This window comes from Streptomyces mesophilus, from assembly GCF_011044995.1.
Classification (GTDB): domain Bacteria; phylum Actinomycetota; class Actinomycetes; order Streptomycetales; family Streptomycetaceae; genus Streptomyces; species Streptomyces mesophilus.
The window spans coordinates 1-22,553 of the sequence record NZ_JAAKZW010000132.1 but is presented as its reverse complement, the minus strand read 5'-3'; the positions used below and the strand labels follow the sequence as shown (position 1 = coordinate 22,553).

The following is a 22,553-nucleotide window of genomic DNA, read 5'->3' as shown; positions in this document are numbered from 1 at the left end:
GCACCCCCTCGACCCCCGCCGCCACCGCCTCCAGCTCCGCCCCCTCCGCCCCCCCCCGCGCCACATACCGCCCCGCCCGCAGGGCCGCCGCGACCGTCCGCGGCGGCCTTGCGGGCGGGGCGGTATGTGTCGCGGGTGGGGGCGGAGGGGGCGGAGCTGGAGGCGTTGGCGGCGGAGGTCGAGGGGTTGCCGGATCCGGATGCGCCACGGGGGGAGCCGCGGTTTCGGCTGGTTGCGCTGAAGCGCGCTCAGTAGAGGGCCGAGTTTGCCGGAACCGCAACAGAACTTGCCACCCGCGCCGCACCCGCCGACGCTGGAGGCAACCAGCAGACGTACGAGGCGCGGGAGACGGACATGGCACACGACGGGCACGGCAACGGCACCCACGACGGTCACGAGGGCCACGGGCACGGCAACCACGGTCACGGCGACCACGGTCACGGCGACCACGGTCACGGCGACCACGGTCACGGCGGCAGCCACACGCACGCCCACGCCCACGCCCACGCCCACGAGAGCAAGGACCTCGACTGGGGTGCGATGGCCGAGTACCTCGAACAGCGCGCGACCGTCTTCGCCCCCCAGTACACGGGCATCATCGAGGACCTCAAGGCCGACCTCCTCGAACGAGGCCACACCCCCGCCCGCATCATCGACGCGGGCGCCGGCCCCGGAATCCTCACCTGCCGTCTCGCCGAGGCCTTCCCCGAGGCCGAGGCGTATGCGGTGGACGCGGCCCGTCCGCTGCTCGAACGCGCGCAGGAGCGGGCGAAGAGCCAGGGCCTCGACGGCCGCGTGCGCACGCATGAGGCAGAGCTCCCCGACGGCCTCGACGGCATCGGTCCGGCCGACGTCATCTGGCTCGGTCAGTCCCTGCACCACATGGGCGACCAGCAGGCCGCGCTCACCCGCCTCGCCGGCGCCCTGGCGCCCGGCGGCGTGCTGGTCCTGCTCGAGGGCGGACTGTCCACGCGCTTTTTGCCCAGGGACTTCGGGTTCGGCCGGCCGGGCCTCGAGAACCGTATCGAGGCCGTACGCGACAACTGGTTCAACGAGATGCGGGAATCCCTCGACGGCGCCAAGCGCGAGACCGAGCACTGGCCGGCGATGCTGGCCGCGGCGGGCCTGCGCCCCGCGGCCACCCGCAGCTACCTCGTCGACCGTCCCGCCCCGCCCGCGCCCGAGGCCCGCGCGCACATCCTGGACACCTTCACCCGCAGCCGCGAGATGATGGGCGAGCACCTGGACGCGGAGGACCGCGCCGCCCTCGACCGCCTCCTCGACCCCGCGGACGAGCTGAGCCTGCACCGCCGCGACGACGTCTTCGTCCTCGGTGTGCAGAGCGTGCACTTCGCCGTGAAGTAGTCACCCGCCCGGTGCGCGGGCCAAGTCCTCCCAGCACACCGGGCATCGCTCTGCCGTCGGCGAATCTGCCGAGGGCAAAGATCCCTTACGCCGGCGCTCCCGGGCGCCGAAGGTGGAGTCACAGCAAGCCGACACCCACCACGTAAGGAGGAGCGATGATCCCGTACGCAAACGACGGCGACACCGCGCCCAGCCGTTACGACGACCACCTCGCCGCCCAACTCCTCAGCCAGCGCATCGTGTTCCTCGGCACCCAGGTCGACGAGGTGTCCGCGAACCGGGTCTGCGCCCAGCTTCTGCTCCTCAGCGCGGAGGACGCGCGCACCGACATCAGTCTGTACATCAACAGCCCCGGCGGCTCCGTGCACGCCGGGCTCGCGATCTACGACACGATGCGGCTGATCCCCAACGACGTCTCGACCCTCGCGATGGGGTTCGCCGCGAGCATGGGGCAGTTCCTGCTCAGCGTCGGCGCCGCGGGCAAGCGCTATGCGCTGCCCAACGCGCGGATCATGATGCATCAGCCGTCGGCCGGTATCGGCGGGCAGACCGCGGATATCGCGATCCAGGCGGAGAACCTGGAGTTCATGAAGCAGTCCATCGAGCGGATCACCGCCGAGCACACCGGGCAGACCCCCGAGGTCATCGCCCGCGACGGCGACCGCGACCGCTGGTTCACGGCCGAACAGGCCAAGGAGTACGGGATGGTCGACCATGTGCTGGCCTCCCTCGACGACGTACGGCCCAAGAGCACGAAGCCGCGTATGGGACTGGGGGTCTGACGATGGGTCAGTACACGATTCCGAGTGTCATCGAGCGCACCTCGCAGGGTGAGCGGGTCTCCGACATCTACAGCAGGCTGCTCTCGGAGCGGATCATCTTCCTCGGCACCGAGATCGACGACGGCGTGGCCAACGTCGTCATCGCGCAACTCCTCCATCTGGAGTCCTCTTCGCCCGAGCAGGAGGTCATGATCTACCTCAACTCCCCGGGAGGCTCGTTCACTTCGCTGATGGCGATCTACGACACCATGTCGTACATCACCGCCCCGATCGCCACGTACTGCGTGGGCCAGGCCGCCTCCACCGCGGCCGTACTGCTTGCCGGCGGTGATCCGGGCCGGCGCTTCGTCCTCGAGCACGCGCGGGTGCTGCTCGGGCAGCCCGCGGCCGGCGGCTCGCAGGGCACGGTGTCCGATCTCGCCCTGCAGGCCAAGGAGATGGTGCGGATCCGTTCCCAGGTGGAGGAGGTCCTCGCGCGGCATACGCACCACGACGCCAAGACGCTGCGCGCCGACATGGACCGCGACAAGGTGTTCACGGCCGAGGAGGCGGTGGCGTACGGCCTGGCGGACGAGGTCCTGAGCCGCCGGCTGGTGCGGGCGGCCTGAGCCGACCGCACCGCGGACAGGGCGGGGTCAGGCCGCGAGCCTGACCTCGCCCCGCCTCAGTGCGGAGGCGCCGGCCGAGGCCTGCGCGGGCGCGAACGAGGAGACGCTCGTCGAGGCCTGCGCCGGGGCGACCGAGGTGAGGGCGCCGACCTTGATGATCTCGCCCTGTACGCGCCCGAGCAGCTCGGCGAGGGTGAGTCCGAGGGCGCGGGCCGCGGCGGCGAGCACCTCGGACGAGGCCTCCTTGCGGCCGCGTTCGACCTCGGAGAGGTACGGCATCGAGATCCGTGCCTCGTCCGCGACGTCCTTCAACGTCCGCTCCTGCGCGAGCCGTTCACTGCGCAGCACATCGCCGACCAGGTCGCGCCAGAGCGGCTCCCTGGCCGGTGCGGCCTGCGGCGCGGGGCGCCGGCCTGGCCTCAGCTGGATGACACGGGCGTCGTCGGTCGCGTTCTCGTGGCTGCTCACCACTCCAGCGTAGGAGGGAAGCGCGGCGCAGGTGTGCCGGAACGTTCTGCTGTCGGCAGAGCGGCCGCCCGGAAAGGGGCGTATCGCCACCTATCGGGTGCGTGCCTGCTCCGGCTGCTGGGTGCGCTCCTCGTCGTGCTGGGCCAGGATCGCGAGCAGCGTGGCCACCGTCACCCCGGCCTCGGCCGGGTGCCGCAGCGGGGTGCCCGACTCGATTTGGTAGGTGTTGGTGCGTCCCTGGCGGGTGTGGGAGAGGTATCCCCCCGCTTCGAGGTCGGCGATGATCCGCTGGACGGCGCGCTCCGTGAGCCTGCAGTGTGCGGCGATGTCACGGATGCGGGCGGAGGGATCGCCTGCGATCACGGCAAGCACCCGGGCGTGGTTGGTGAGGAAGGTCCAGCCCGTGTGTGGTTCAGGTACAGCTCCCATTCCTTCAGCATAGGACGTTGCTTTCGCGCATTCCAACAGGCGTAACAAGATTGGCGAATTGAGATAGACGAAATCTGTTTCGTGCATCGCTTGACGGGTGAAGCTCTGACGGCGAGTCTTGTGACCGAAGTGGGAAGCACCTGTGCGCAGGAAGAGCACCAGGGAGTCAACGTCATGCCAGAGCAGGCGACTTCGTTACCCGGCAGCACACGGCCGCTCGAGCTCGGGGTGCACGCCGTCGGCGACCGCTGGCTGATCGTGGTCGGCGGGGATATCGATGTGCACGCCGCGCCCCTGCTGCACGGAACGTTGCGCGAGGCCCTCGGCCGTACGCGCGACGGCATCGAACTCGACCTGAGCAAGGTGGAGTTCTGCGACTGTTCGGGGCTCAACACCTTGCTGCGGATGCGCCAGCAGGCGTTGGACAGCGGCAAGACCATCTCCGTACGAGCCGTGAGCACGGCTGTGGGGCGGCTGCTCGACGTCACGCACACCCGGCCGCTGTTCATGTCCACCGACGGAGTGCTGCCGGCGGGCGAGGAGGCGGGTGACGCGCAGGACGGGCCGCCGGGTGGCTTGCCGGTGGACGCGGCGCAGGACCTGTTCCTCGAAGTGGTCCAGCTCCGGCGGGCGATGGAGACACGGCCGGCCATCGACATGGCCCGCGGAGTCCTGATGGCGTCCTTCGCGCTGACCCCGGAGGACGCGTGGAGTGTGCTCGTCGAGGTGTCGCAGCGCAGCAACACCAAACTGCACCGTCTGGCCCAGGACTTGGTGGACTCGGTCATGGGCGGCGCGCTGCCCCCGGACGTACGGCAGCTGCTGTCCGCGGCGGTCGCGGGTCGCACCGCCGGGCACTCGGCCTGAGCCGCCGCCCGTACGCAACGGGCGGCGACTCGGGCCGGGCGGGCAGGGGCGGGATCAGGCCACGTCGAAGACGGCCGGGTCCGGGCCCAGGCGCTTGCCCTCGTCGAGGGCCGCGAGCGCGGTGAGGTCCTCGGCGTCGAGCTCGAAGTCGAAGACGTCGATGTTCTCGGCGATGCGCGAGGGGGTGACGGACTTCGGGATCACCACGTTGCCGACCTGAAGGTGCCAGCGCAGCACGGTCTGCGCCGGGGTGCGGCCGTGCTTCCGGGCGATCGCGACGATCGTCGGGACGTCGAGCAGACCCTTGCCCGAGCCGAGCGGCGACCAGGCCTCGGTGGCGATGGCGTGCTTGGCGTGCAGGGCGCGCAGCTCGGCCTGCTGCAGCTGCGGGTGCAGCTCGATCTGGTTGACCACCGGCACGACGGAGGTCTCGCCGAGCAGGCGCTCCATGGTCTCGACGGTGAAGTTCGAGACGCCGATGGCCTTGGCGCGGCCGGACTCGTAGATCTTCTCGAAGGCCTTGTACGTGTCCACGTACAGGTCCTTCGAGGGCAGCGGCCAGTGGATGAGGTACAGGTCGACGTAGTCGAGGCCCAGCTTGGCCAGCGAGGTGTCGAACGCGCGCAGCGTCGAGTCGTAGCCCTGCTCGGAGTTCCAGAGCTTGGTGGTGACGAAGAGCTCCTCGCGGGCGATCCCGGAGGCGGTGAGGGCCTTGCCGGTGCCCTCCTCGTTGCCGTAGACGGCGGCGGTGTCGATGCTGCGGTACCCGGCCTCCAGGGCGGTGGCGACGGCCTGGGTGGCCTCGTCGTCCGGCACCTGCCAGACGCCGAAACCGAGCTGCGGCATCGCGACGCCGTTGTTGAGGGTGATGGTGGGGACCTTGCTCACGAGCTCTCGATCCTTACGTGGTGGGGTGGTACGTCCCGCTTCAACGGGGGCGGGGCGTGATCCATTCCGTCGGCGGTCGAATTTGTTCACCTTCGACCCTAACGGTCGGAGCGGTTGACCGCGTCCGGTCAGGTGGACGGGGCGGGCCAGGCCCGCTGCGGCCCTGTGCCCACCCCATCCCTTCCCGAAACCGGGGCTTCGCCCCGGACCCCGGCATCCGAACTTCGTTCGGATCTGCTCAAACGCCGCAGGGGCTGAAAGATCTCCTCAAGCGCCGGCGGCGCTGTAGCCGAGATACGCCTCCCGCACCTTCGGGTCCGCCCGGACCTGCGCCGCCGGCCCCTCCGCCAGGACCGATCCCAGATCGAGGACGACCACGCGGGCGCAGAGTTCCATGACGAAGGCCACGTTGTGCTCGACCAGGAGGACCGCGCAGCCCTCCTCGTCCGCCAAGTGGCGGATCACGGCCGACAGTTGGCCGCGCTCCTCGGCCGTCATGCCCGAGGCCGGCTCGTCCAGGAGCAGGACGCGCGGCGGGTCGGCCAGCGCGCGGGCCAGTTCGACCATGCGCGCGCGGCCGACGGGCAGGGCGCCCGCGTAGTCCTCGGCGAGATGCTCGAGGCCGCAGGAGCGCAGGACCTCCGCGGCCCGCGCCCGGCGCGCGGCCTCCCGGGAGCGGCGGGTCGGCGAGGACAGCAGGTCGGCGGCGAGGCCTCCTCCGCCGCCGCGCCACTCCTGGGCCACCACCAGGTTGTCCGCCACCGTGAGCTGGCCGAACAGCTGCTGGCGCTGGAAGGTGCGGCGCATCCCGTGCCGCGCCCGCCAGACCGGGGAGCGGCGCGTGATGTCCGTACCGTCCAGGAGCACCCGGCCGTTGTCGGGCCTGCGGATGCCGGAGACCACGTCGAACAGTGTGGTCTTGCCCGCACCGTTCGGACCGATCAGACCGCAGACCTCGCCCGGCGCGATACCGAGCGAGACGTCGGTGAGGGCCTTGATCCCGCCGAAGCGGACCCCGATCCCGGAGGCCTCGAGGAGATACCTGCTCATGGCTGTGCCACCTCCTCCTCGTCGGATGACGGTGCGGGTGCGGGTGCGGGTGCGGGTGCGGGTGCGGGCGAGGGCTCGGATGAGGCTTCGGGCGCGGCCTCGGCCCCACTCTCCGGCGAGCTCTCGCCGGACGCCTGCGCCGGCACCGTGCCGTTCTTCGACCCCGCGATCCCCAGATACGCCTCCGTGAGCCGGTCCGTCTGGACCTCCGAGCGCGGGCCGCACCAGGTCACCTTGCCCTGGGACAGATACGCCACCGTGTCCGCGACGCCCAGGATCTCCGCCGCCTTCTCCTCCACGAGCAGCAACGCCGTTCCCGCGTCCCGCAGTTCGGTCAGCAGCCGGAACACCTCGTCCACGATCCGTGGTGCGAGACCGAGCGAGGGTTCGTCGGCGATCAGGACCTTCGGCGGGTCCTGGAGCAGGGGCGCGAGCGCCAGCATCTGCTGCTCACCGCCGGACAGCGAACCCGCCGTCACCTTGCGCCGCTCCGCCAGCGAGGGGAACCGTGCGTAGACCTCGTCCCGTGCCTGGCGGGACGGCAGATGCAGCGCCAGGTTCTCCTCGATGGTGAGGGACGGGAAGATGCCCCGGCCCTCGGGCGCCAGGACCACCCCGGCCCGCGCCCGCCGCACCGCGCCGTGCCGCGTGGCGTCGTGCCCGGACACGTACACCGTGCCGCCCTGCGCGGACAGCAGTCCGGCCGCGACCTTGCACGTGGTCGACTTCCCGGCGCCGTTGGGGCCGAGCAGCGCGAGGATCTCGCCGGAGCGGACCGTGAGGTCGACCCCGGTCAGGACAGCGGCGCCGTCGTAGCCCGCGCGTACCCCGCGCAGTTCGAGCGCCGCACCCTCGGGCGGCGGCCCGGCCTCCGCCCTGGCCAAGGCATCCGGCGTGTGTGCCACCGCCGCCTTGCGCCGGTGCCGCCGTACGGACGCCGCCGCCGCGTATCCGTCCGGATCGTTGGCGAGCGCCAGGCCCGCCAGACCGAACAGGATCACCGGCAGATGCGTGGACTCGGTGACGTAGTCCGAGATCAGCGGCGGCATGATCGCGAAGACCAGACCGGCCACGACGGCGAACTGCGGCCTGCGCACCCCGGCCGCGACCACCACCGCGAGCCAGATCAGACCGGTCATCGCGGTGAAGTCGGTGGCGGTGATGCGGGTCTGGAACGACGCGTACATCACGCCGCCGAACCCCGCGAGTCCTGCCGAGAGCGTGAACAGCATCAGTTTCGTACGGACCACGGAGACGCCCGAGGCCATGGCCGCCGCCGGAGCCGAGCGGACCGCGAGCATCGCGCGCCCGGACGGCGAGTTCCGCAGCGCGCCGACCGCCGCGACGGCCGCCACCACGAGGACCACCATGGCGACGCCCATCGCGCGGTCGTCGGTGAGGTCGACCGGACCGAAGATCGGGCGGGGGATCTCCCAGCCCGTGTCACCGTTCCTCAACCAGCCCATCTGGAACAGGACTTGATCCGCCAGGAACGCGAGGGCCAGCGTCGCGAGCGCGAGGGACCGGCCGCCGAGCCGCAGCGCGGGCAGCGCGACCAGCGCCCCGAGCACCGCCGCCACACAGGTGCCCACCACCGCCGCGCCGATGAACGGCCAGCCATGGCTCATCAGCAGACCCGCCACCATCGCGGCCCCGGTGACGAAGGTCGCCTGCGCCAGGGACACCATCGCTCCCAGCCCGGTTACCACGGTGAACGAGATGAACACCAGGGAGATCGCCAGACCTTGGGCGAGGATGCCGCTCCAGAACGGCGTGGTCACGGTGTAGAACGCCAGCGCCAGGAGCAGCGCCCCCGCCGTCCACGGCCCCCATTTCCGTATCCACGACTTGCCCGCCAGATAGTCGATCGGCGGGGCGTCCACGGCCGCCGTGCCCGCGATGCGCTGCCGCCTGGTCATGATCAGCAGCCCGGCGAACAGGATCAGGAACGGCACCGCGGTACGGAAGCCGGTGATGTCGTCCGCGAACGAGGCGTAGCCGGCGACCAGGTTCTGCAGGACGCCGAGCGCGAGGCCGCCCGCGAAGGCCAGCGGCACGGACATGAAGCGCCCGAGCACCGCGGCCGTCGCGGAGACGAACAGGAACAGCGTGAAGTCGTGCGAGGACAGGCCGAGCAGGGGAGTGGCGAGCACGCCCGCGAGCCCGGCGAGTCCCGACGACAGCATCCACGCGAGCGAGGACAGCCGGTCCGCGCTGATGCCGCGCAGCTCGACCAGGGAGCGGTTGTCCACGGACGCGCGGAGCTTGAGCCCGAGCGGTGTGTGCCGCATCAGGATCCACAGGCCCACCGCGACAACTGCCGTCGCCACCCACGTGATCAGCTGGTCGGAGTCGATGCCGACGCCGTCCATCAGCTGCCATGAGGTCGCGGGCGAAGGACCGACGCCCGGAAGCCCGAACTGGTTCTCCGCGGGCTTCACCGAAGCGCCCGCGTCCTCCAACAGCTCGACGACCCACAGGCCGAGCGCGGGCAGCGCGACGAGCAGACCGATCGTGGCGACGATCTGCGCCGTCTCGCCGACCCGCGCCAGCTTGCGGAACATCAGCCGGTCGAGCGCCCAGCCGAGCGCCGGCGCGATCACGAACACCATCAGGACGGCGGTCGGCACCGCCGGCCAGCCGAAGCCCGAGTGCAGTTCGTAGAAGCCGAGCGCACACAGGTAAGCGGTCGCGCCATGGGCGAAGTTGAAGAGTCCGGAGGCCGAATAGGACAGGACGAGTCCGGTCGCGAGCAGGGCGTACAGGGCGCCCGAGACCAGACCGCTCAGCACGAAGCCAAGAAGGTCAGCCATGGCCGTGGCCCCCTACTTGAACGGGATGGGTTCGTAGCACTTGAAGGGCGACGACACCTCGTACTTGCCGTTCTTCAGCTGCACGAGCGCACCGCAGCCGAACGCTTCCTTCTGCCCCTTGGGCCCCGAGCGGTCACCGACCATGGTGCCGGTGTCCGAGTAGGCCGCCGCGGCCTTCGTGAAGGAGTCCACCGTCAGATCCTTGCCGGCCTTCTCGGCGATGGACAGGAAGTAGTCGGCGGACATGTACCCGGTCATCATGTGCATGTTGAGCGGCACGTCCTTGCCCGCGGCCTTCTTGATGTCCTCCTTGAACTGCGCCATCTGCGCGCTGTCCGACTCGAACGGCTCGAAGGAGAGCAGCACATGCACCCCGTCGAGCGCCTGCGCGGTGGTCTTCTTGGCGAGCAGCCCCGGGTCGTAGTCGGTCGGGTCGGTGAGCAGCCCCTTGAAGCCGGAGCGCTTGAGCGCGGTGAACAGGCCGATGTTGTACGGGGTCTGCATCACGGAGACCACGACGTCGGGAGCCTTGCCCCCGTTGGAGCGCAGGATCTCCTTGGTGTACGCGGACCAGTCGCTCGGCGCCGAGGTGGCGGGCACGGTGGCCTTGGCGTAGGCGACATCGAACCCGGCCGCCTCGAAGCCCTGCTGGTAGGTGCGGATGCCGAACTTGCCCGCGTCGTTGTCATTGGCGATCACCGCCACCGACTTGCCCTTCGCGCCGCCGAGCACATGCGCGAGGCCCTCGGGCCAGGACTGGGTGATCACTCCGCCCGGCATGGGCACGAGGCAGCCGTTGAAGCCGTAGATGTACTGCTTGCCGCAGAACTGCGGGATCGTTCCCCAGCCGAAGGTGGGCACCTTCTCCTTCTCCAGGAAGTCGCCGCCCGAGAAGGTCACCGAGCTCATCGGCGAGACGGCGAACACCTTCTCCTGCTGGACGAGCTTGCGGGCCGCGGCCATGTTCTTGCCCGGGTCCTGGCCGTCGTCCTCGGCCCCGATGTAGTCGATCTTGCGGCCGTTGATCCCGCCCTCCGCGTTGGCGCGGTCGTAGCGGGCCTTGGCGCCCAGGTCGGTGTCCTTCTTGCTGTAGCCGCTCGCGGTGGTCATGGAGACGATGCCGCCGACCTTGATCGAGTCGTCGGTCACTCCCCGTACCGAACCGCCCTTGCCCGGATTGTCCGAGCCGTCGGCTGAGTTGGAAGCTGAGTTGCATGCAGTGGCGAGCAGCAGCGCTGCCGACGCTGCTGCGATGGCGCGGAACGATCGCAACACGGCCCTGTCCCTCCGTCGAAGTCTCCGCATTCTGTGGGGGACCTGATGAACCGTCAATAAGTGACGCATCGCCAATTGATGACCCGTCAGAAAACTGACTCGGGCGTATCCGCGGGCCGTTCAAGTGCGGTCCCGGAGTACTTCAGCTGCTGTAGAGCGCCTCGACCTCGGCGGAGTAGGTCTGCTCAATGGCCTTGCGCTTGAGCTTCAGGGACGGCGTGAGCAGCCCGTGCTCCTCGGAGAACTGGTGCGCCAGTATGCGGAACGTACGAATGGATTCGGCCTGCGAGACCAGGGTGTTGGCCGCCACGACGGCGCGCCGCACCTCCATCTCGAGATCCGGGTCCCGTACGAGATCGGCCGGTTCGAGGGAGGTCTTGCCGCGCATGTTCAGCCAGTGCTCGACGGCATCGGAGTCCAGCGTGACCAGGGCGGCGATGTACGGCCGGTCGTTGCCGACCACGATGCACTGCGCGACCAGCGGGTGGTCCCGTACGCGCTCCTCCAGCTGCGAGGGCGAGACGGACTTGCCGCCGGAGGTCACCAGGATCTCCTTCTTGCGCCCGGTGATCGTGAGATACCCGTCCTCGTCCAGAGCGCCGATGTCCCCGGTGGCGAGCCAGCCGTCGTGCAGGACCGCGTCGGTCGCCTTGGGGTCGCCGAGATACCCCTGGAAGACATGGCTCCCGTGCAGCCAGATCTCTCCGTCGTCCGCGATGTGCACGGTCGTGCCGGGCAGCGGCAGGCCGACGGTGCCGAAACGGGTGCGCTCGGGCGGGTTGGCGGTCGCGGCGGCGGTGGTCTCGGTGAGCCCGTACCCCTCGTAGATGTGGACGCCCGCGCCCGCGTAGAAGAGGCCGAGCCTGCGGTCCATGCCCGAACCGCCCGACATGGCGTGCCGCACCCGCCCGCCCATGGCCTCGCGGACCTTGGAGTAGACGAGCTTCTCGAAGAGGCTGTGCTGCATCCGCAGCGCGGCCGAAGGTCCGGGCCCGGTGCCGAAAGCCTTGTGCTCCTGGGCCTCGGCGTACTTCACCGCACAGTCCACGGCCTTCTCGAACGGGCCGAGTTTTCCGCCCAGTTCGGCCTTGCGGCGCGCCGCGTGGAAGATCTTCTCGAAGATGTACGGAACGGCCAGGAAGAACGTCGGCCGGAACTCCGCCAGATCGGGAAGCAGCGCCGCCGCGCTCAGCTCGGGCTGATGCCCGAATCTGACCTTCGCGCGCACGGCGGCGACCTGCACCATCCGCCCGAAGACATGTGCGAGCGGAAGGAAGAGGAGCGTCGAGGGCTCGTCGCCCGGCTTCGTGTGGAAGACGGGCTCCCAGCGGGCGGCGATGGTGTCGCACTCCCACATGAGGTTGGCGTGGGTGATGACACAGCCCTTGGGGCGGCCGGTGGTGCCCGAGGTGTAGATGAGGGTGGCGACCGAGTCGGGCATCACCGCGCGGCGGTGGCGGTGCACCACCTCGTCCTCGATGTGCTCGCCGGCCGTGGTGAGTTCGGCGACTGCCTGCGCGTCGAGCTGCCACAGACGCTCCAGGGCGGGCAGCCGGTCGATCACCGAACCGATGGTCATGGCGTGGTCCTCGTGCTCCACGACGCAGGACGAGACCTGTGCGTCGTACAGCATCCAGAAGACCTGCTCGGCCGAGGAGGTGGGATAGATCGGCACGACCTGGGCGCCGACGGTCCACAGCGCGAAATCGAAGAGCGTCCACTCATAGCGCGTACGGGACATGATGGCGACGCGGTCGCCGAACCGTACGCCCTGCGCGAGCAGCCCCTTGGCCAGGGCCAGGACCTCGGCGCAGAACTCGGCCGAGGTGACGTCCGTCCACTGCCCGTCCGCCTTGCGGCCGAGGGCGATGTGCAGCGGGTCCTCCTGGGCATGGTCGAACACCGCGTCCGCCAGGCCGCCCACCGCAGGCGCCGAGGACGCCAGGGGAGGTGAGGTGAACTCGCGCAAGTGGTTCTCCTTGTGGCGCTCCTTGAATCGCGGTGAACGTACCCCACGCGAAGCCCGGGCGGGAGGGGCCGTTCCGGTCCGGGCCAGGTGCCGATACGTCCAGGTCAGCCGCTTAAATGGGGCCACAAGGTAGGAGGGTGGGACAGATTACTGACCGCCGGGTAAGTTTCGGTGGCGTAATCTCCACCGAATTTGTACGACGCGGTCACCGCCTCCCCGTCGTCTCGCGCGCGAACTCCATGATCCAGTTGGTGGTCCAGGTACGGCCGTCGTCGGCGGAGAAGGCCTGCTCCCAGCGGGCGGTGGTCGCGGAGATCCCCGACCAACGGAAGCGGACCCTCACGGGCTTGCCCTCGTGGCTGTCGTTCCCGAAGAACTCCCCGGTTCCGTCGTCCCCGAACCGTCCGGTGACCGGCGGATAGAGCTTTCCGCTCCTGCTGTCCGCCCAGTACAGGGACCATTCCTTGGTCTCCTGGTCGAAAAGCCGCAGCGTGAGCCCCGCATGCCCGGGCATCGCGATCTCGTCGAAATGAGCGGCGCCGCCGAAGTGCGTACTGCCCTCGGTGACGGAGTCGAACTCCCGCCAGCCGGCCGCCTCAGGGTTGAGGAAGTCGAGGGCTTTGCGGTGGCGGACGTGCCACCGGCCGGTGAGGAAGTCGAAGTCGTACGAGGTGGTCATGCGGGGTCTCCGAACGGTCCGGTGGTGCCTTCGGGCAGGGAATCGGCCACGTAGCCGTCGAGATCGGGGGAGTCGGGCACGAGCATGTGGCGCACCCAGGCGTTGCGCTCATGCGTGATCGGCGGAATCTCCCATACGCACCCGATCCAGGGCGATGTGGGCCGGATGAAATGCGCGGGATCCCGGTCCGGACAGCCCAGCACCGGCTGCCCGGCGGCCGCGCCCGCGAAGTGCAGCACGTTGTCCCAGGCCCAGCTGTACGCATTGAGGTACGCGCCGTCGTCCCCGCCCCGGTGCAGCACCACGAAGGCCGCGGGCGGCGTCCCGTCGGACTCGGGCAGCAGCTCGGGCAGGATCGCGTACGCCGCCTTCTCGACGTCGGGTGCGATCCCCGCCGGATCGGCGCTGACGTGGTAGCGCTTGATGTGCCGTCCGTCCACCTCTATGGGCGGCGGGGTCCAGAGGTACTTCTCGCTGAAAGCCATGCCTGGACCGTAGGAGCACTTCACTGACATCCTCTGTCAGTGAAGTGCTCATGAAATCCAGCCGGCTCGTCTCGATCCTGTTGCTTCTCCAGAGCCGCGGACGGCTCACGGCCGCCCAGCTCGCCGAGGAGCTGGAGGTGTCGGTGCGCACGGTGTACCGGGACGTCGAGGCGCTGCATGCCGCGGGCGTTCCGTTGTACGGGGACGCCGGGCATGCCGGGGGGTATCAGCTGCTCGACGGCTGGCGCACCCGGCTGACCGGTCTGACGACGGGCGAGGCGGAGGCGCTGTTCCTCTCCGCCGTACCGGGCGCCGCCGCCGAACTCGGTCTCGGCTCGCTGCTCACCGCCGCCCAGCACAAGGTCGAGGCGGCGCTCCCGCCCGAACTGCGCGTGCACAGCGCCCGGATCAAGTCGCGCTTCCATCTGGACGCGCACGGCTGGTACGCGGACGCCGACGAGGTCCCGTATCTCACGGAGGTCGCCCACGCGGTCTGGAACCGCCGCGTGCTGCGGGTCCGCTACCGCCGCTGGAAGGAGCCCATGGAGGTCGAGCGCCGCCTCGAACCGTACGGCCTCGTCCTCAAGGCGGGCCGCTGGTACGTGGTGAGCGGGCCGCGTCCCGTGACGTACCGGGTCGACCAGATCATCGAACTCGCCGATGCGTCCGAGGAGTTCGAGGCGCCGGACGACTTCGACCTCGTCGCGTACTGGCGGCGCTATCAGGAGGACTTCCACGACCGCCTCTACTCCGGCACGGCCCTGGTACGCCTGACGGACGCGGGCGCGGCCCGCCTCACGGGGAGGCAGGCCGCGGCCCTCGCGGACAACGGGCGCCCGGACGGCGAGGGCTGGACCCTGGCCGAGCTGCCGGTCGAGTCGGCCGATTTCGCGGTGGGGGAGTTCCTGCGGTTCGGGAGCGATGTCGAGGTCCTCGGACCCGCCTCGCTGCGGGACCGACTGGCCGATGTCGTACGCGCGTTGGCGGACCGCTACGGGCTGCCGCTCACCCGTCCAGCTCCTTGAGCCGGGAGGTCAGGACGGCCGTGATCTCGTCGAGCGGGCGGGACTGGGTCAGTTGCGGATGGAGGCAGTCGATGTCGAGGTTGTCGAGGAGGCCGCTCACATAGGGGCGCCAGGACTCGCGGGTCAGCCAGTCCTCGGCCCGCGGGGCGGCGGCCGTGAAGAACAGCACATCGCCGTCGAAGACACGGTGCCGGTGGGCGCGCATCAGACGCGCGTTGTTGATCACGATGTCGACGATCGCGGTGAGCGTGTGGTCGGAGAGTCCGGCCAGGGCGCTGCCCTCGCGCCGCAGGGTGGCGAGGACTTCCTCGCGGGTCAGCTCGTCACCACGGTCGTATCCCGCCATCCGAAGGAGCGCGGTGAGCGCGTCGGCCTCGGCCGGAACGGCCTGGTCCTGCCACTGGTCGGAGGGGTAGGCGTCCAGGAGCGCGAGCAGGTCGACGTCCTCGCCGGCTTCCTGCAACCGTACGGCGACGGTGTGCGCGAGGACCCCGCCGACGGACCAGCCGATCAGGCGGTACGGGCCGTGGGGCTGTACGGAGCGGATCCGGTCGGCGTAGTCCGCGGCCATCTCCTCCATGGTGGACGGGAGTTGCTCGTCGGGGTCGACGAGGCCGCGGGCCTGCACCCCGTACACCGGCTGGTCGGGGCCGAGCCGGGAGAGCAGCCCGGAGTAGCACCAGCTCATGCCGCCCGCCGGGTGCAGCGCGAACAGCGGGGTGCGGTCCCCGGTGGTCCGCAGCGGCAGGAGCACGCCGAGCGCCTCGTCCGGGGCCGTGCCGGCGCCTTCGTCCGCGCCGAGCCGGCCGGCGAGCGCCGCCGGGGTCGGCGCCTGGAAGAGGCTGCCGATCGCGAGGTCGCCGCCGAGGGTGTCCCGTACCCGTGCCACGAGCCGGGCGGCGAGCAGCGACGTGCCGCCGAGGTCGAAGAACGCGTCGTCGACGCCGACCTGTTCGAGCCCGAGGACCTCGGCGAACAGCCGGGTGAGGGTCTCCTCCTGAAGGGTGCGCGGGGCCCGGCCGCCGCCCGCGGAGAGCGAGGGGGCAGGGAGGGCCTTGCGGTCGAGCTTGCCGTTGGGGCTGAGCGGAAAGTCGTCGAGGACGAGCACCGTGCCCGGCACCATGTAGTCGGGCAGGGACTCGGCCAGGCGGCCGCGCAGGTCCTCGGTGTCCAGGTCCGCCTGCCCGGTGACGTACCCGACGAGCCGCTGATCGCCCGGACGGTCCTCACGGACCAGGACGCAGGCCCCGGTCACCTCGGCGCAGTCGGCCAACACGGCCTCGATCTCGCCGAGTTCGATCCGCAGGCCGCGCAGCTTGACCTGGTGGTCGGTGCGGCCGAGGTACTCGACCTCGCCCTTGTCGCTCCAGCGCGCCAGGTCGCCGGTGCGGTACATACGGGCCCCGGGCGCCGCGAAGGGGTCCGGGACGAAGCGGTCCTCGGTGAGGTCGGGGCGGCCCAGGTACTCGGTGGCCAGCTGCACCCCGGCGAGGAACAGCTCGCCCACGACGCCGGGCGGGCAGGGCTGGTGGGCCGCGTCGAGGACGTACAGGCGGGTGTTCCATACGGGCCTGCCGATCGGGACAGGACCGTCCTTCGCGGCCGATGTGTCGCAGGGGTGGTAGGTGACGTCGACGGCCGCTTCGGTGGGCCCGTACAGGTTGTGCAGCTCCACGCCCGGCAGCCGGCGGCCGAACTCCTGGACGGTGTCGCGGGGCAGTGCCTCGCCGCTGCAGAACACGCGGCGCAGACCCGTCGCGCACGCGGCGGCCGCCGGTTCGGCGAGGAACACCTGGAGCATGGACGGCACGAAGTGGCAGGTGGTGACGGCCTGTTCGCGGATCACGCGGGCGAGGTAGGCCGGGTCCTTGTGGCCGCCGGGCTCGGCGACCACAAGGGTCGCGCCGACGCGCAGCGCCCAGAAGAACTCCCATACGGAGACGTCGAAGCCGGAGGGGGTCTTCTGCAGGACGCGGTCGCCGGGGCCGATCGGATACGTGTGCTGCATCCAGCGCAGCCGGTTGTCGATCGCGGCGTGCGGGACGACGACACCCTTGGGGCGGCCCGTGGAGCCCGAGGTGTAGATGACGTACGCGGGGTGCTGCGGGGTCAGGGCGCGGCACGGGTCGGTGCCCAAGTAGCCGTCCAGGTCCGCCTCTTGGAGGAGGACGGCAGGCACCTCGGTACCGGCCGGGACGCGGTCGCGCGTGTCGGCGATGACACAGGCAGGCTTGGCGTCGTCCAGCATGTACGCGAGGCGCTCGGCCGGGTAGTCCGGGTCGAGCGGCAGATAGGCGCCGCCCGCCTTGAGCACCGCGAGCAGGGTGACCACCAGGTCGAGGGAGCGTGGCACGGCGACGGCGGCCAGGGCTCCGGGACGTACCCCCAGCGACTGGAGGTGGCGGGCCAGGCGGTTGGCCCGGGTGTTGAGTTCGGCGTACGTCAGCGACTCGGCGCCGAACACGAGGGCGGTGGCGTCCGGGGTGCGGACGGCCTGGGCCTCGATGGGGCCGATGAGGGTCGTGGGCGGGACGTCGTGTGCGGTGTTGTTGAACTCGTCGAGGACCAGGGCGCGTTCGGCCGCTGTCGCGATGCCGTGCGTGGCGAGAGGGGTGTGCGGATCGGCGGCGGCGATCCGGCCGAGCAGGTCGAGGAAGCGGCGCTGGTGGACGGCGAGTCCGGACTCCTCGTACAGCTCGGGGTTGCCGTCGTAGTCGATACGAAGACCCGTGCCGTCGGCGCGGTCGTAGATGTTGACGGTGAGGTCCTCGACCGGGCCCGCGGACAGGTTGTGCGCGTCCGTGCGGGCGCCGGCGAAGGTCAGGCCGTAGTCGAAGGGCATGACGTTGACCAGCGGCCCGACCAGCGCGCGGCCCTCGCCGAGCAGGCCGAGGTCGCGGCGGAGGTCCTCGTAGCGGTAGCGCTGGTGGCGGCGTGCGGCGCGGATACCGAGGACGACCTGACGGGTGAGCTCGGCGAAGGTGGCGCCCGGGGTGACGGTCAGGCGCAGCGGCAGCACGTTCATGACCATGCCGGGGATGCGCAGCGCGGCGGAGCCCATGCGGCCCATCATCGGCAGCCCGAGCACGACCTCTTCGGCCCCGGTCGCCCGTGACACGTACAGCGCCTGGGTCGCGATGAGCACCTCGGGCCAGCTGGCGCGGATGCCGGCCGCCAACTCCTTGATCCGGTCGGTGACTTCGGTGCCGATGTGCTCGGTGCGGCGGTGGAAGGTGCGCGAGGGCAGCGCGGTGCGGCCGGCGAGGCTCGGCACCTCGGGGCGGTCGGTGAAGGCTTCGTTCCAGTGGGCGCGGTCCTTGGCGTACGCGTCCGACGCGCGGTAGGCGGTGTCCTCGGCGACGAGTTCGGTCAGGCGCCCGAAGCGCCCCGGGCCGGGGTCCTCGCCCGCCGCCAGGGCGGTGTAGACCTCGGCGGTGCGGCGGGCGAGCAGCGAGTAGCCGAAGCCGTCCATGACGAGGTGGTGGACCCGCTGGTACCAGAGCCAGCGCTCGTCGCCGACACGGAAGAGGGCCTGCGCGAAGAGGGGCCCGGTGGCGAGGTCGAAGGGTACGGCGAGGTCGGCGCGCATCCAGGCGCGGGCGGCCGCGTCGGGGTCGCCGGCGGAGCGCAGGTCCTCGACCGTCAGAGGCAGCGGCGGCGGGTCCGCGAGGGGCAACTGCCGTGGCCCGTCCGGAGTTTCGACGACTCGTACGCGCAGGGCGTCCGCCTCGCCCAGCACCTGCCGGAGCGACCTGGCGAAGACGGCCGGGTCGACCGGGCCGTGGATCTCGATGTACTCCGCGGTGTTCTGGGCGGGGCTCGCCGGGTCCAGGGCCTGTGCGAACCACATGCCGGACTGGGCGGCGGTGAGCGGGAGCCCGGTGGACGGGAGTGCGGTCGGCTGCGCGGGTTCGAGTACGGCCGTCATGACGTCACCCCGAGGAGCGGGGCCCAGGCCTCGATGGCGGGCTGCTCGGCGAGGTCGACGAAGGTGGCCTCGACGCCGTGGTCGCGGCGCCAGCGCTCGATGAGGGTCATGATGCGCACCGAGTCGAGGCCGTAGTCGACCAGGTTCTCGTCGACGGGGATGTCGGCGGGGTCCTCGCCGAGGGCGTCGGCCACGTCGGCCCGTATGAGATCGACGGTCAGTGCCATGGCGGCTCAGGCCTCCTTCGGGGCGGTGTCGGCGACGGTCTGCGTGAGGACCGCCTCGGTCGTGGTGACGACCGCGCACTTGCCGGCCGCCCAGCGCAGGGCCATGTCGTGGTCCTCGCGCGAGAAGTCGGCGACCGCGTCGGCGACGAGGAAGGCCTGGACGTCCCGCATCCACGCGTCGCAAGCGGTCATCAGGACGCCGATATGGGCATAGACGCCGACGATCACCAATTGGTCGCGGCCCTGCATCTTCATCCGCTCGGCGAGTTCGGTGCGGACGTAGGCGCTGTACTTCCATTTGGTGAGCACGATGTCGCCCGGCTGGGGCGCGACCGGGCCCGCGATCGCCTTGGCCTGCTCGTCGTCCGGCAGCCCCGGGCCCCAGAAGTCCTGCTGCAGTCCGCGCTCCCGCGGGCTCTGCCCGCCGGGCTGGGCGGAGTAGACGACGGGGATGCCGAGCGTCCGCGCCTCCTTGGTCAACCGGCCTACGTTGGCGAGGAGTTCGGTCACCGGCGACTGATCCGCGGTGAACGCGCCCAGGAAATAGTTCTGCAGATCGTGTACGAGCAGGACGGCCCGGTCCGGGTCCACGGTCCAGTCGACACGGTTCGCGGGCAGGGTGTCCGCGGTGGGCATGGGGTACGGGGCGATGGCGGGGAGTGCCATGGGGTGAAGGGCCTTTCGGTGTTACAGGTCTGAGGCGGCGGTGCGGAGGTCCTTCTTGGAGACCTTGCCGATGCCCGTCTGCGGGAAGGCGGCGACCAGCTCCACCCGGTCGGGGACCTTGTAGGCGGCGAGACCGCGCTCGCGCACGAACTTCTTGACGGCGACGGGCTTCAGGGGCTCGGCGCCCTCGCGGAGAATGACGTACGCGCAGGTCCGCTCGCCCAGGTAGGCGTCGGGGACGGCGACGACGGAGACGTCGTGGACCGAGGGGTGGGCGAGGATGACGTTCTCGACCTCCTCGGGGGCGATCTTCTCGCCGCCGCGGTTGATCTGGTCCTTGGCCCGGCCCTCGACGACGAGATGACCGGTGGCCGTCATCCGGACGACGTCACCGGTCCGGTAGAAGCCGTCCTCGGTGAAGGAGCGGGCGTTGTGCTCGGGCGCCCGCCAGTAGCCGCGGATCGTGTACGGGCCGCGGGTGAGCAGATGGCCGGTCTCACCGGGAGCCACCTCCTGGTCCTCGTCGTCGACGATGCGGATCTCGTCGTGCGGGGAGATGGGCCGGCCCTGGGTGGTGACGATCGTCTCCACGGGGTCGTCCAGGCGCGTGTAGTTGACCAGGCCCTCCGCCATGCCGAAGACCTGCTGCAGGGTGCAGCCGAGCGCCGGGGCGACCCGGCGGGCGGCTTCCTCGCTGAACTTGGCGCCGCCGACGAGGAGCACATCGAGGCTGGACAGGTTGTGCCGGGTGTCCTGGCCCGCCTCGGTCCAGACGAGGGCCAGCGGCGGCACGAGACCGGTGATCGTGACCCGTTCGCGCGCGATGAGCGGGAACGCCGTCTCCGGATCGGGGCTCGGGCACAGCACCACCTTGCCGCCCGCGTACAGCGCGCCGAGCGAACCCGGGGAACTGAGCGGGAAGTTGTGGGCGGCGGGCAGTACGACCAGATAGACGGAGTTCTCGTCGACCGCGCAGATCTCGTTGGAGCCCCACAGCGAGTACAGATAGTCGTCGTGGGTCCGCGGGATGAGCTTGGGCACGCCCGTCGACCCTCCGGAGAGCTGGAGGAAAGCCAGGTCGGAGGGCTCCGGCTCGGGGTACGCGACCGCGTCGGCGTCGAGCGGGACGTCCGCGAGGCAGGTGTGCTCGCCCGGCTCGCCGACCACGAACACGTTCTTGAGTGTGGGCACTTCGGCTCGTACGCGCGTGGCGAGCTCGCGGTGGTCGAAGCCGGCCGCGACATCGGGGATGACGTACGCGACAGCTTCGGTGAACTCGCAGAAGTAGCGGATCTCGCTCTCGCGGTGCGCGGGCAGCGCGAACACCGGCAGGGCGCCGATCCGGAAGAGCGCGAAGATCACCTCGAAGAACTCGGCCACGTTGGGGAGTTGGACGACGACTCGGTCGCCCTTGCCGAGTCCCCTCGACGCGAACCCGGCGGCCAGACGTCGGGCGCGCTTGTCGAGTTCTCCGTACGTCCAGCGCCGGCCGCCCGCGGGGTCTATGACGGCGACCCGGCCGGGGTGCGCGGCGGCCCGTTCCTGGAGCATCCGTCCGAAGGTCTCGCCGCGCCAGTAGCCGGCGGCACGGTAGCGCTCGGCGAACTCCTCGGGCCACAAGGGCGCGTCAGGGCTGAGCGTCTCGGGGTTGCTCACTGTTCGACCCCCACCGCGTGCAGGAAGGTGCCGAACTTGGCGCCCGTCTCGGCGGTCTCGGCCTGCGGCGACGAGTCGGCGACGACACCCGCGCCCGCGTACAGGCGCAGGCTCCGCTCCTCGGCTTCGGCGCAGCGGATCGTGACGACCCACTCGCCGTCGCCGTTGGAGTCGCCCCAGCCGACCATGCCCGTGTACAGGCCCCGGTCGAAGGGTTCGAGCTCGGCGATGACCTCGCGCGCGGTCGAGGTCGGTGTGCCGCATACGGCCGGGGTCGGATGCAGGGCGCAGGCCAACTCCAGTGCGGATGTGTCGGGTCGGGCCAGGGTGCCGGTGACCGTGGTGGACAGGTGCCACATGGCGGCGGTGTGCACGAGGGTGGGCTGCTCGGGCACGACGAGCTCCGTGCAGTACGGGGCGAGCGCCTCGCGTACCGCGTCCACCACGACCGCGTGCTCGTGCAGATCCTTGGCGGACTCCAGGAGCGCGGCGGCACGCCGTACGTCCTCGGCCAGGTCGTCGCTGCGCGGTGTGGACCCGGCGAGTGGATTGGCGACGAGCCGGCCGCCGGACCGGGAGACGAGCAGCTCGGGGCTCGCGCCGAGCAGGGTGCGGCCCGGGCCCGAGGGCACGGCGAAGGTGTAGCCGCCGGGGTCGCGGCGGGCCAGACGCTGCAGCATGGCCGGGATGTCGAGCGGCCGGGGCGAGCCGAGCTCGAGGGTGCGCGCGAGGACGACCTTGCTGAACTCCCGCGCCCGCATGCGCCGGACGGCCTCGGCCACGGCCGCGGCGTAGGTGTCCGCGGAGGGCACCTGGCGTACGTCCCAGTCGGCCTTCGCGGGCGGTGCGGCCGGGATGCCGACCAGCGGGTCCGTCCGCAGCGCGGGCGCCCAGCGGACGGCCTCCGGCACGGCGAGCACGGCGGGCGCGTCGTGGTCGAACGGCACCGCGCCGATCACGACGGGGGCGCGGTTGCCGGCGCGCAGCTGGGCGTCGAGTGTCGCGGCGACCCGCTGCGGCAACGGCCTTTCGTCGTACGGCACTTCGGCGCGTACGCCGTGGGCGAGCAGGGTCCGGGTGGGCGAGGCGAAGAACCGGGTGGTGCCCGGGCGGTAGGCGTCCAGGAGCGCGGTGGCGGCGCCGACGGATCCGGTGCCGGGGGCGGGGGCGGTCCGTGCTTCGGTGGCGGTGGCGGGCCGCGCTTCCGTGGTGGTGAACTGCCCTGATGGCAGGGGCTGTTCGGACTCTTCGGCGGCCGTCGCGGTCGCGTCGTGGCGAGCGGCCGCGTCGGATATGGCCGGCGCTTCGTGAGCCGTGGTCACCAGGGACTCCAATCGTGTGGGGGGCTTCCGTGCGGTGGTGCGGTGGTGCCG

The 22,553-nt window shown here is 70.9% G+C and carries 19 protein-coding genes; 5 read left to right on the top strand and 14 right to left on the bottom strand.

Features of this window, described 5'->3' with window-relative positions:
* The first annotated feature begins 354 nt into the window (after positions 1–354).
* The 3 genes from G6045_RS26160 to G6045_RS26150 all read left to right on the top strand — a co-directional run bounded on the left by G6045_RS26160 (position 355) and on the right by G6045_RS26150 (position 2,755).
* A complete protein-coding gene (locus G6045_RS26160) occupies positions 355–1,365 on the top strand; it encodes a class I SAM-dependent methyltransferase (protein ID WP_165334554.1) in 1,011 nt (336 codons plus the stop codon).
* 155 nt (positions 1,366–1,520) lie between these two features.
* Positions 1,521–2,147: an ATP-dependent Clp protease proteolytic subunit gene (locus G6045_RS26155; protein ID WP_165334553.1), complete on the top strand. Its 627-nt coding sequence runs from the start codon at positions 1,521–1,523 to the stop codon at positions 2,145–2,147.
* Between the two features lie 2 nt (positions 2,148–2,149).
* Positions 2,150–2,755 carry a ClpP family protease gene (locus tag G6045_RS26150; protein ID WP_165334552.1) on the top strand — a complete coding sequence of 202 codons (606 nt, stop codon included), beginning with the start codon at positions 2,150–2,152 and terminating at the stop codon, positions 2,753–2,755.
* Between the two features lie 27 nt (positions 2,756–2,782).
* On the opposite strand, the gene G6045_RS26145 is transcribed toward G6045_RS26150, so the two are convergent.
* Both G6045_RS26145 and G6045_RS26140 read right to left on the bottom strand, forming a co-directional pair.
* Positions 2,783–3,223 carry a helix-turn-helix domain-containing protein gene (locus tag G6045_RS26145; RefSeq protein WP_165334551.1) on the bottom strand — a complete coding sequence of 147 codons (441 nt, stop codon included), beginning with the start codon at positions 3,221–3,223 and terminating at the stop codon, positions 2,783–2,785.
* A gap of 90 nt (positions 3,224–3,313) precedes the next feature.
* A complete protein-coding gene (locus G6045_RS26140; protein WP_165334550.1) occupies positions 3,314–3,652 on the bottom strand; it encodes a helix-turn-helix transcriptional regulator in 339 nt (112 codons plus the stop codon).
* Between the two features lie 174 nt (positions 3,653–3,826).
* On the opposite strand from G6045_RS26140, the gene G6045_RS26135 reads away from it, so the two are divergent.
* On the top strand, positions 3,827–4,519 hold the full coding sequence (locus G6045_RS26135; RefSeq protein WP_165334549.1) for an STAS domain-containing protein: 693 nt from the start codon (positions 3,827–3,829) through the stop codon (positions 4,517–4,519).
* Positions 4,520–4,573: 54 nt separating this feature from the next.
* Here G6045_RS26135 and G6045_RS26130 read toward each other — a convergent pair whose 3' ends face one another.
* The 7 genes from G6045_RS26130 to G6045_RS26100 all read right to left on the bottom strand — a co-directional run bounded on the left by G6045_RS26130 (position 4,574) and on the right by G6045_RS26100 (position 13,678).
* Positions 4,574–5,407 carry an aldo/keto reductase gene (locus tag G6045_RS26130; RefSeq protein WP_165334548.1) on the bottom strand — a complete coding sequence of 278 codons (834 nt, stop codon included), beginning with the start codon at positions 5,405–5,407 and terminating at the stop codon, positions 4,574–4,576.
* A gap of 267 nt (positions 5,408–5,674) precedes the next feature.
* Complete coding sequence (locus G6045_RS26125; RefSeq protein ID WP_165334547.1) at positions 5,675–6,457, bottom strand: ABC transporter ATP-binding protein; 783 nt, start codon at positions 6,455–6,457, stop codon at positions 5,675–5,677.
* Entirely contained in the window at positions 6,454–9,270 is a 2,817-nt protein-coding gene (locus tag G6045_RS26120) for an ABC transporter permease subunit (RefSeq protein ID WP_235968310.1), read from the bottom strand. The genes G6045_RS26125 and G6045_RS26120 overlap by 4 nt, the downstream gene beginning before the upstream one ends.
* A gap of 12 nt (positions 9,271–9,282) precedes the next feature.
* On the bottom strand, positions 9,283–10,575 hold the full coding sequence (locus G6045_RS26115) for an ABC transporter substrate-binding protein (protein WP_206344186.1): 1,293 nt from the start codon (positions 10,573–10,575) through the stop codon (positions 9,283–9,285).
* 112 nt (positions 10,576–10,687) lie between these two features.
* Positions 10,688–12,514 carry an AMP-dependent synthetase/ligase gene (locus G6045_RS26110; protein ID WP_165334545.1) on the bottom strand — a complete coding sequence of 609 codons (1,827 nt, stop codon included), beginning with the start codon at positions 12,512–12,514 and terminating at the stop codon, positions 10,688–10,690.
* A 205-nt stretch (positions 12,515–12,719) separates the two neighbouring features.
* Positions 12,720–13,193, bottom strand: coding sequence for a hypothetical protein (locus G6045_RS26105; protein WP_165334544.1), 474 nt, complete (start codon positions 13,191–13,193; stop codon positions 12,720–12,722).
* Positions 13,190–13,678: a hypothetical protein gene (locus G6045_RS26100; protein ID WP_165334543.1), complete on the bottom strand. Its 489-nt coding sequence runs from the start codon at positions 13,676–13,678 to the stop codon at positions 13,190–13,192. Before G6045_RS26100 ends, G6045_RS26105 begins: the two co-directional genes overlap by 4 nt.
* A 50-nt stretch (positions 13,679–13,728) precedes the next feature.
* Between G6045_RS26100 and G6045_RS26095 the strand changes: the two genes are divergently transcribed.
* Complete coding sequence (locus G6045_RS26095; protein WP_165334542.1) at positions 13,729–14,703, top strand: helix-turn-helix transcriptional regulator; 975 nt, start codon at positions 13,729–13,731, stop codon at positions 14,701–14,703.
* Here G6045_RS26095 and G6045_RS26090 read toward each other — a convergent pair.
* From G6045_RS26090 to dhbC, 5 genes are read right to left on the bottom strand one after another with little or no spacing between them, the layout of a single operon-like run.
* Positions 14,684–18,631: a non-ribosomal peptide synthetase gene (locus G6045_RS26090; protein ID WP_165334541.1), complete on the bottom strand. Its 3,948-nt coding sequence runs from the start codon at positions 18,629–18,631 to the stop codon at positions 14,684–14,686. The genes G6045_RS26095 and G6045_RS26090 overlap by 20 nt on opposite strands.
* Positions 18,628–18,858: a phosphopantetheine-binding protein gene (locus G6045_RS26085; protein ID WP_165334540.1), complete on the bottom strand. Its 231-nt coding sequence runs from the start codon at positions 18,856–18,858 to the stop codon at positions 18,628–18,630. Before G6045_RS26085 ends, G6045_RS26090 begins: the two co-directional genes overlap by 4 nt.
* A gap of 6 nt (positions 18,859–18,864) precedes the next feature.
* Entirely contained in the window at positions 18,865–19,524 is a 660-nt protein-coding gene (locus G6045_RS26080; RefSeq protein WP_165334539.1) for an isochorismatase family protein, read from the bottom strand.
* Positions 19,525–19,545: 21 nt separating this feature from the next.
* The gene (locus G6045_RS26075) at positions 19,546–21,180 is read right to left on the bottom strand and encodes a (2,3-dihydroxybenzoyl)adenylate synthase (protein WP_165334538.1); all 1,635 of its coding nucleotides are present in this window, start codon (positions 21,178–21,180) and stop codon (positions 19,546–19,548) included.
* Positions 21,177–22,412: an isochorismate synthase DhbC gene (gene dhbC / locus G6045_RS26070; RefSeq protein WP_165334555.1), complete on the bottom strand. Its 1,236-nt coding sequence runs from the start codon at positions 22,410–22,412 to the stop codon at positions 21,177–21,179. The genes G6045_RS26075 and dhbC overlap by 4 nt, the downstream gene beginning before the upstream one ends.
* Positions 22,413–22,553: the final 141 nt, after the last annotated feature.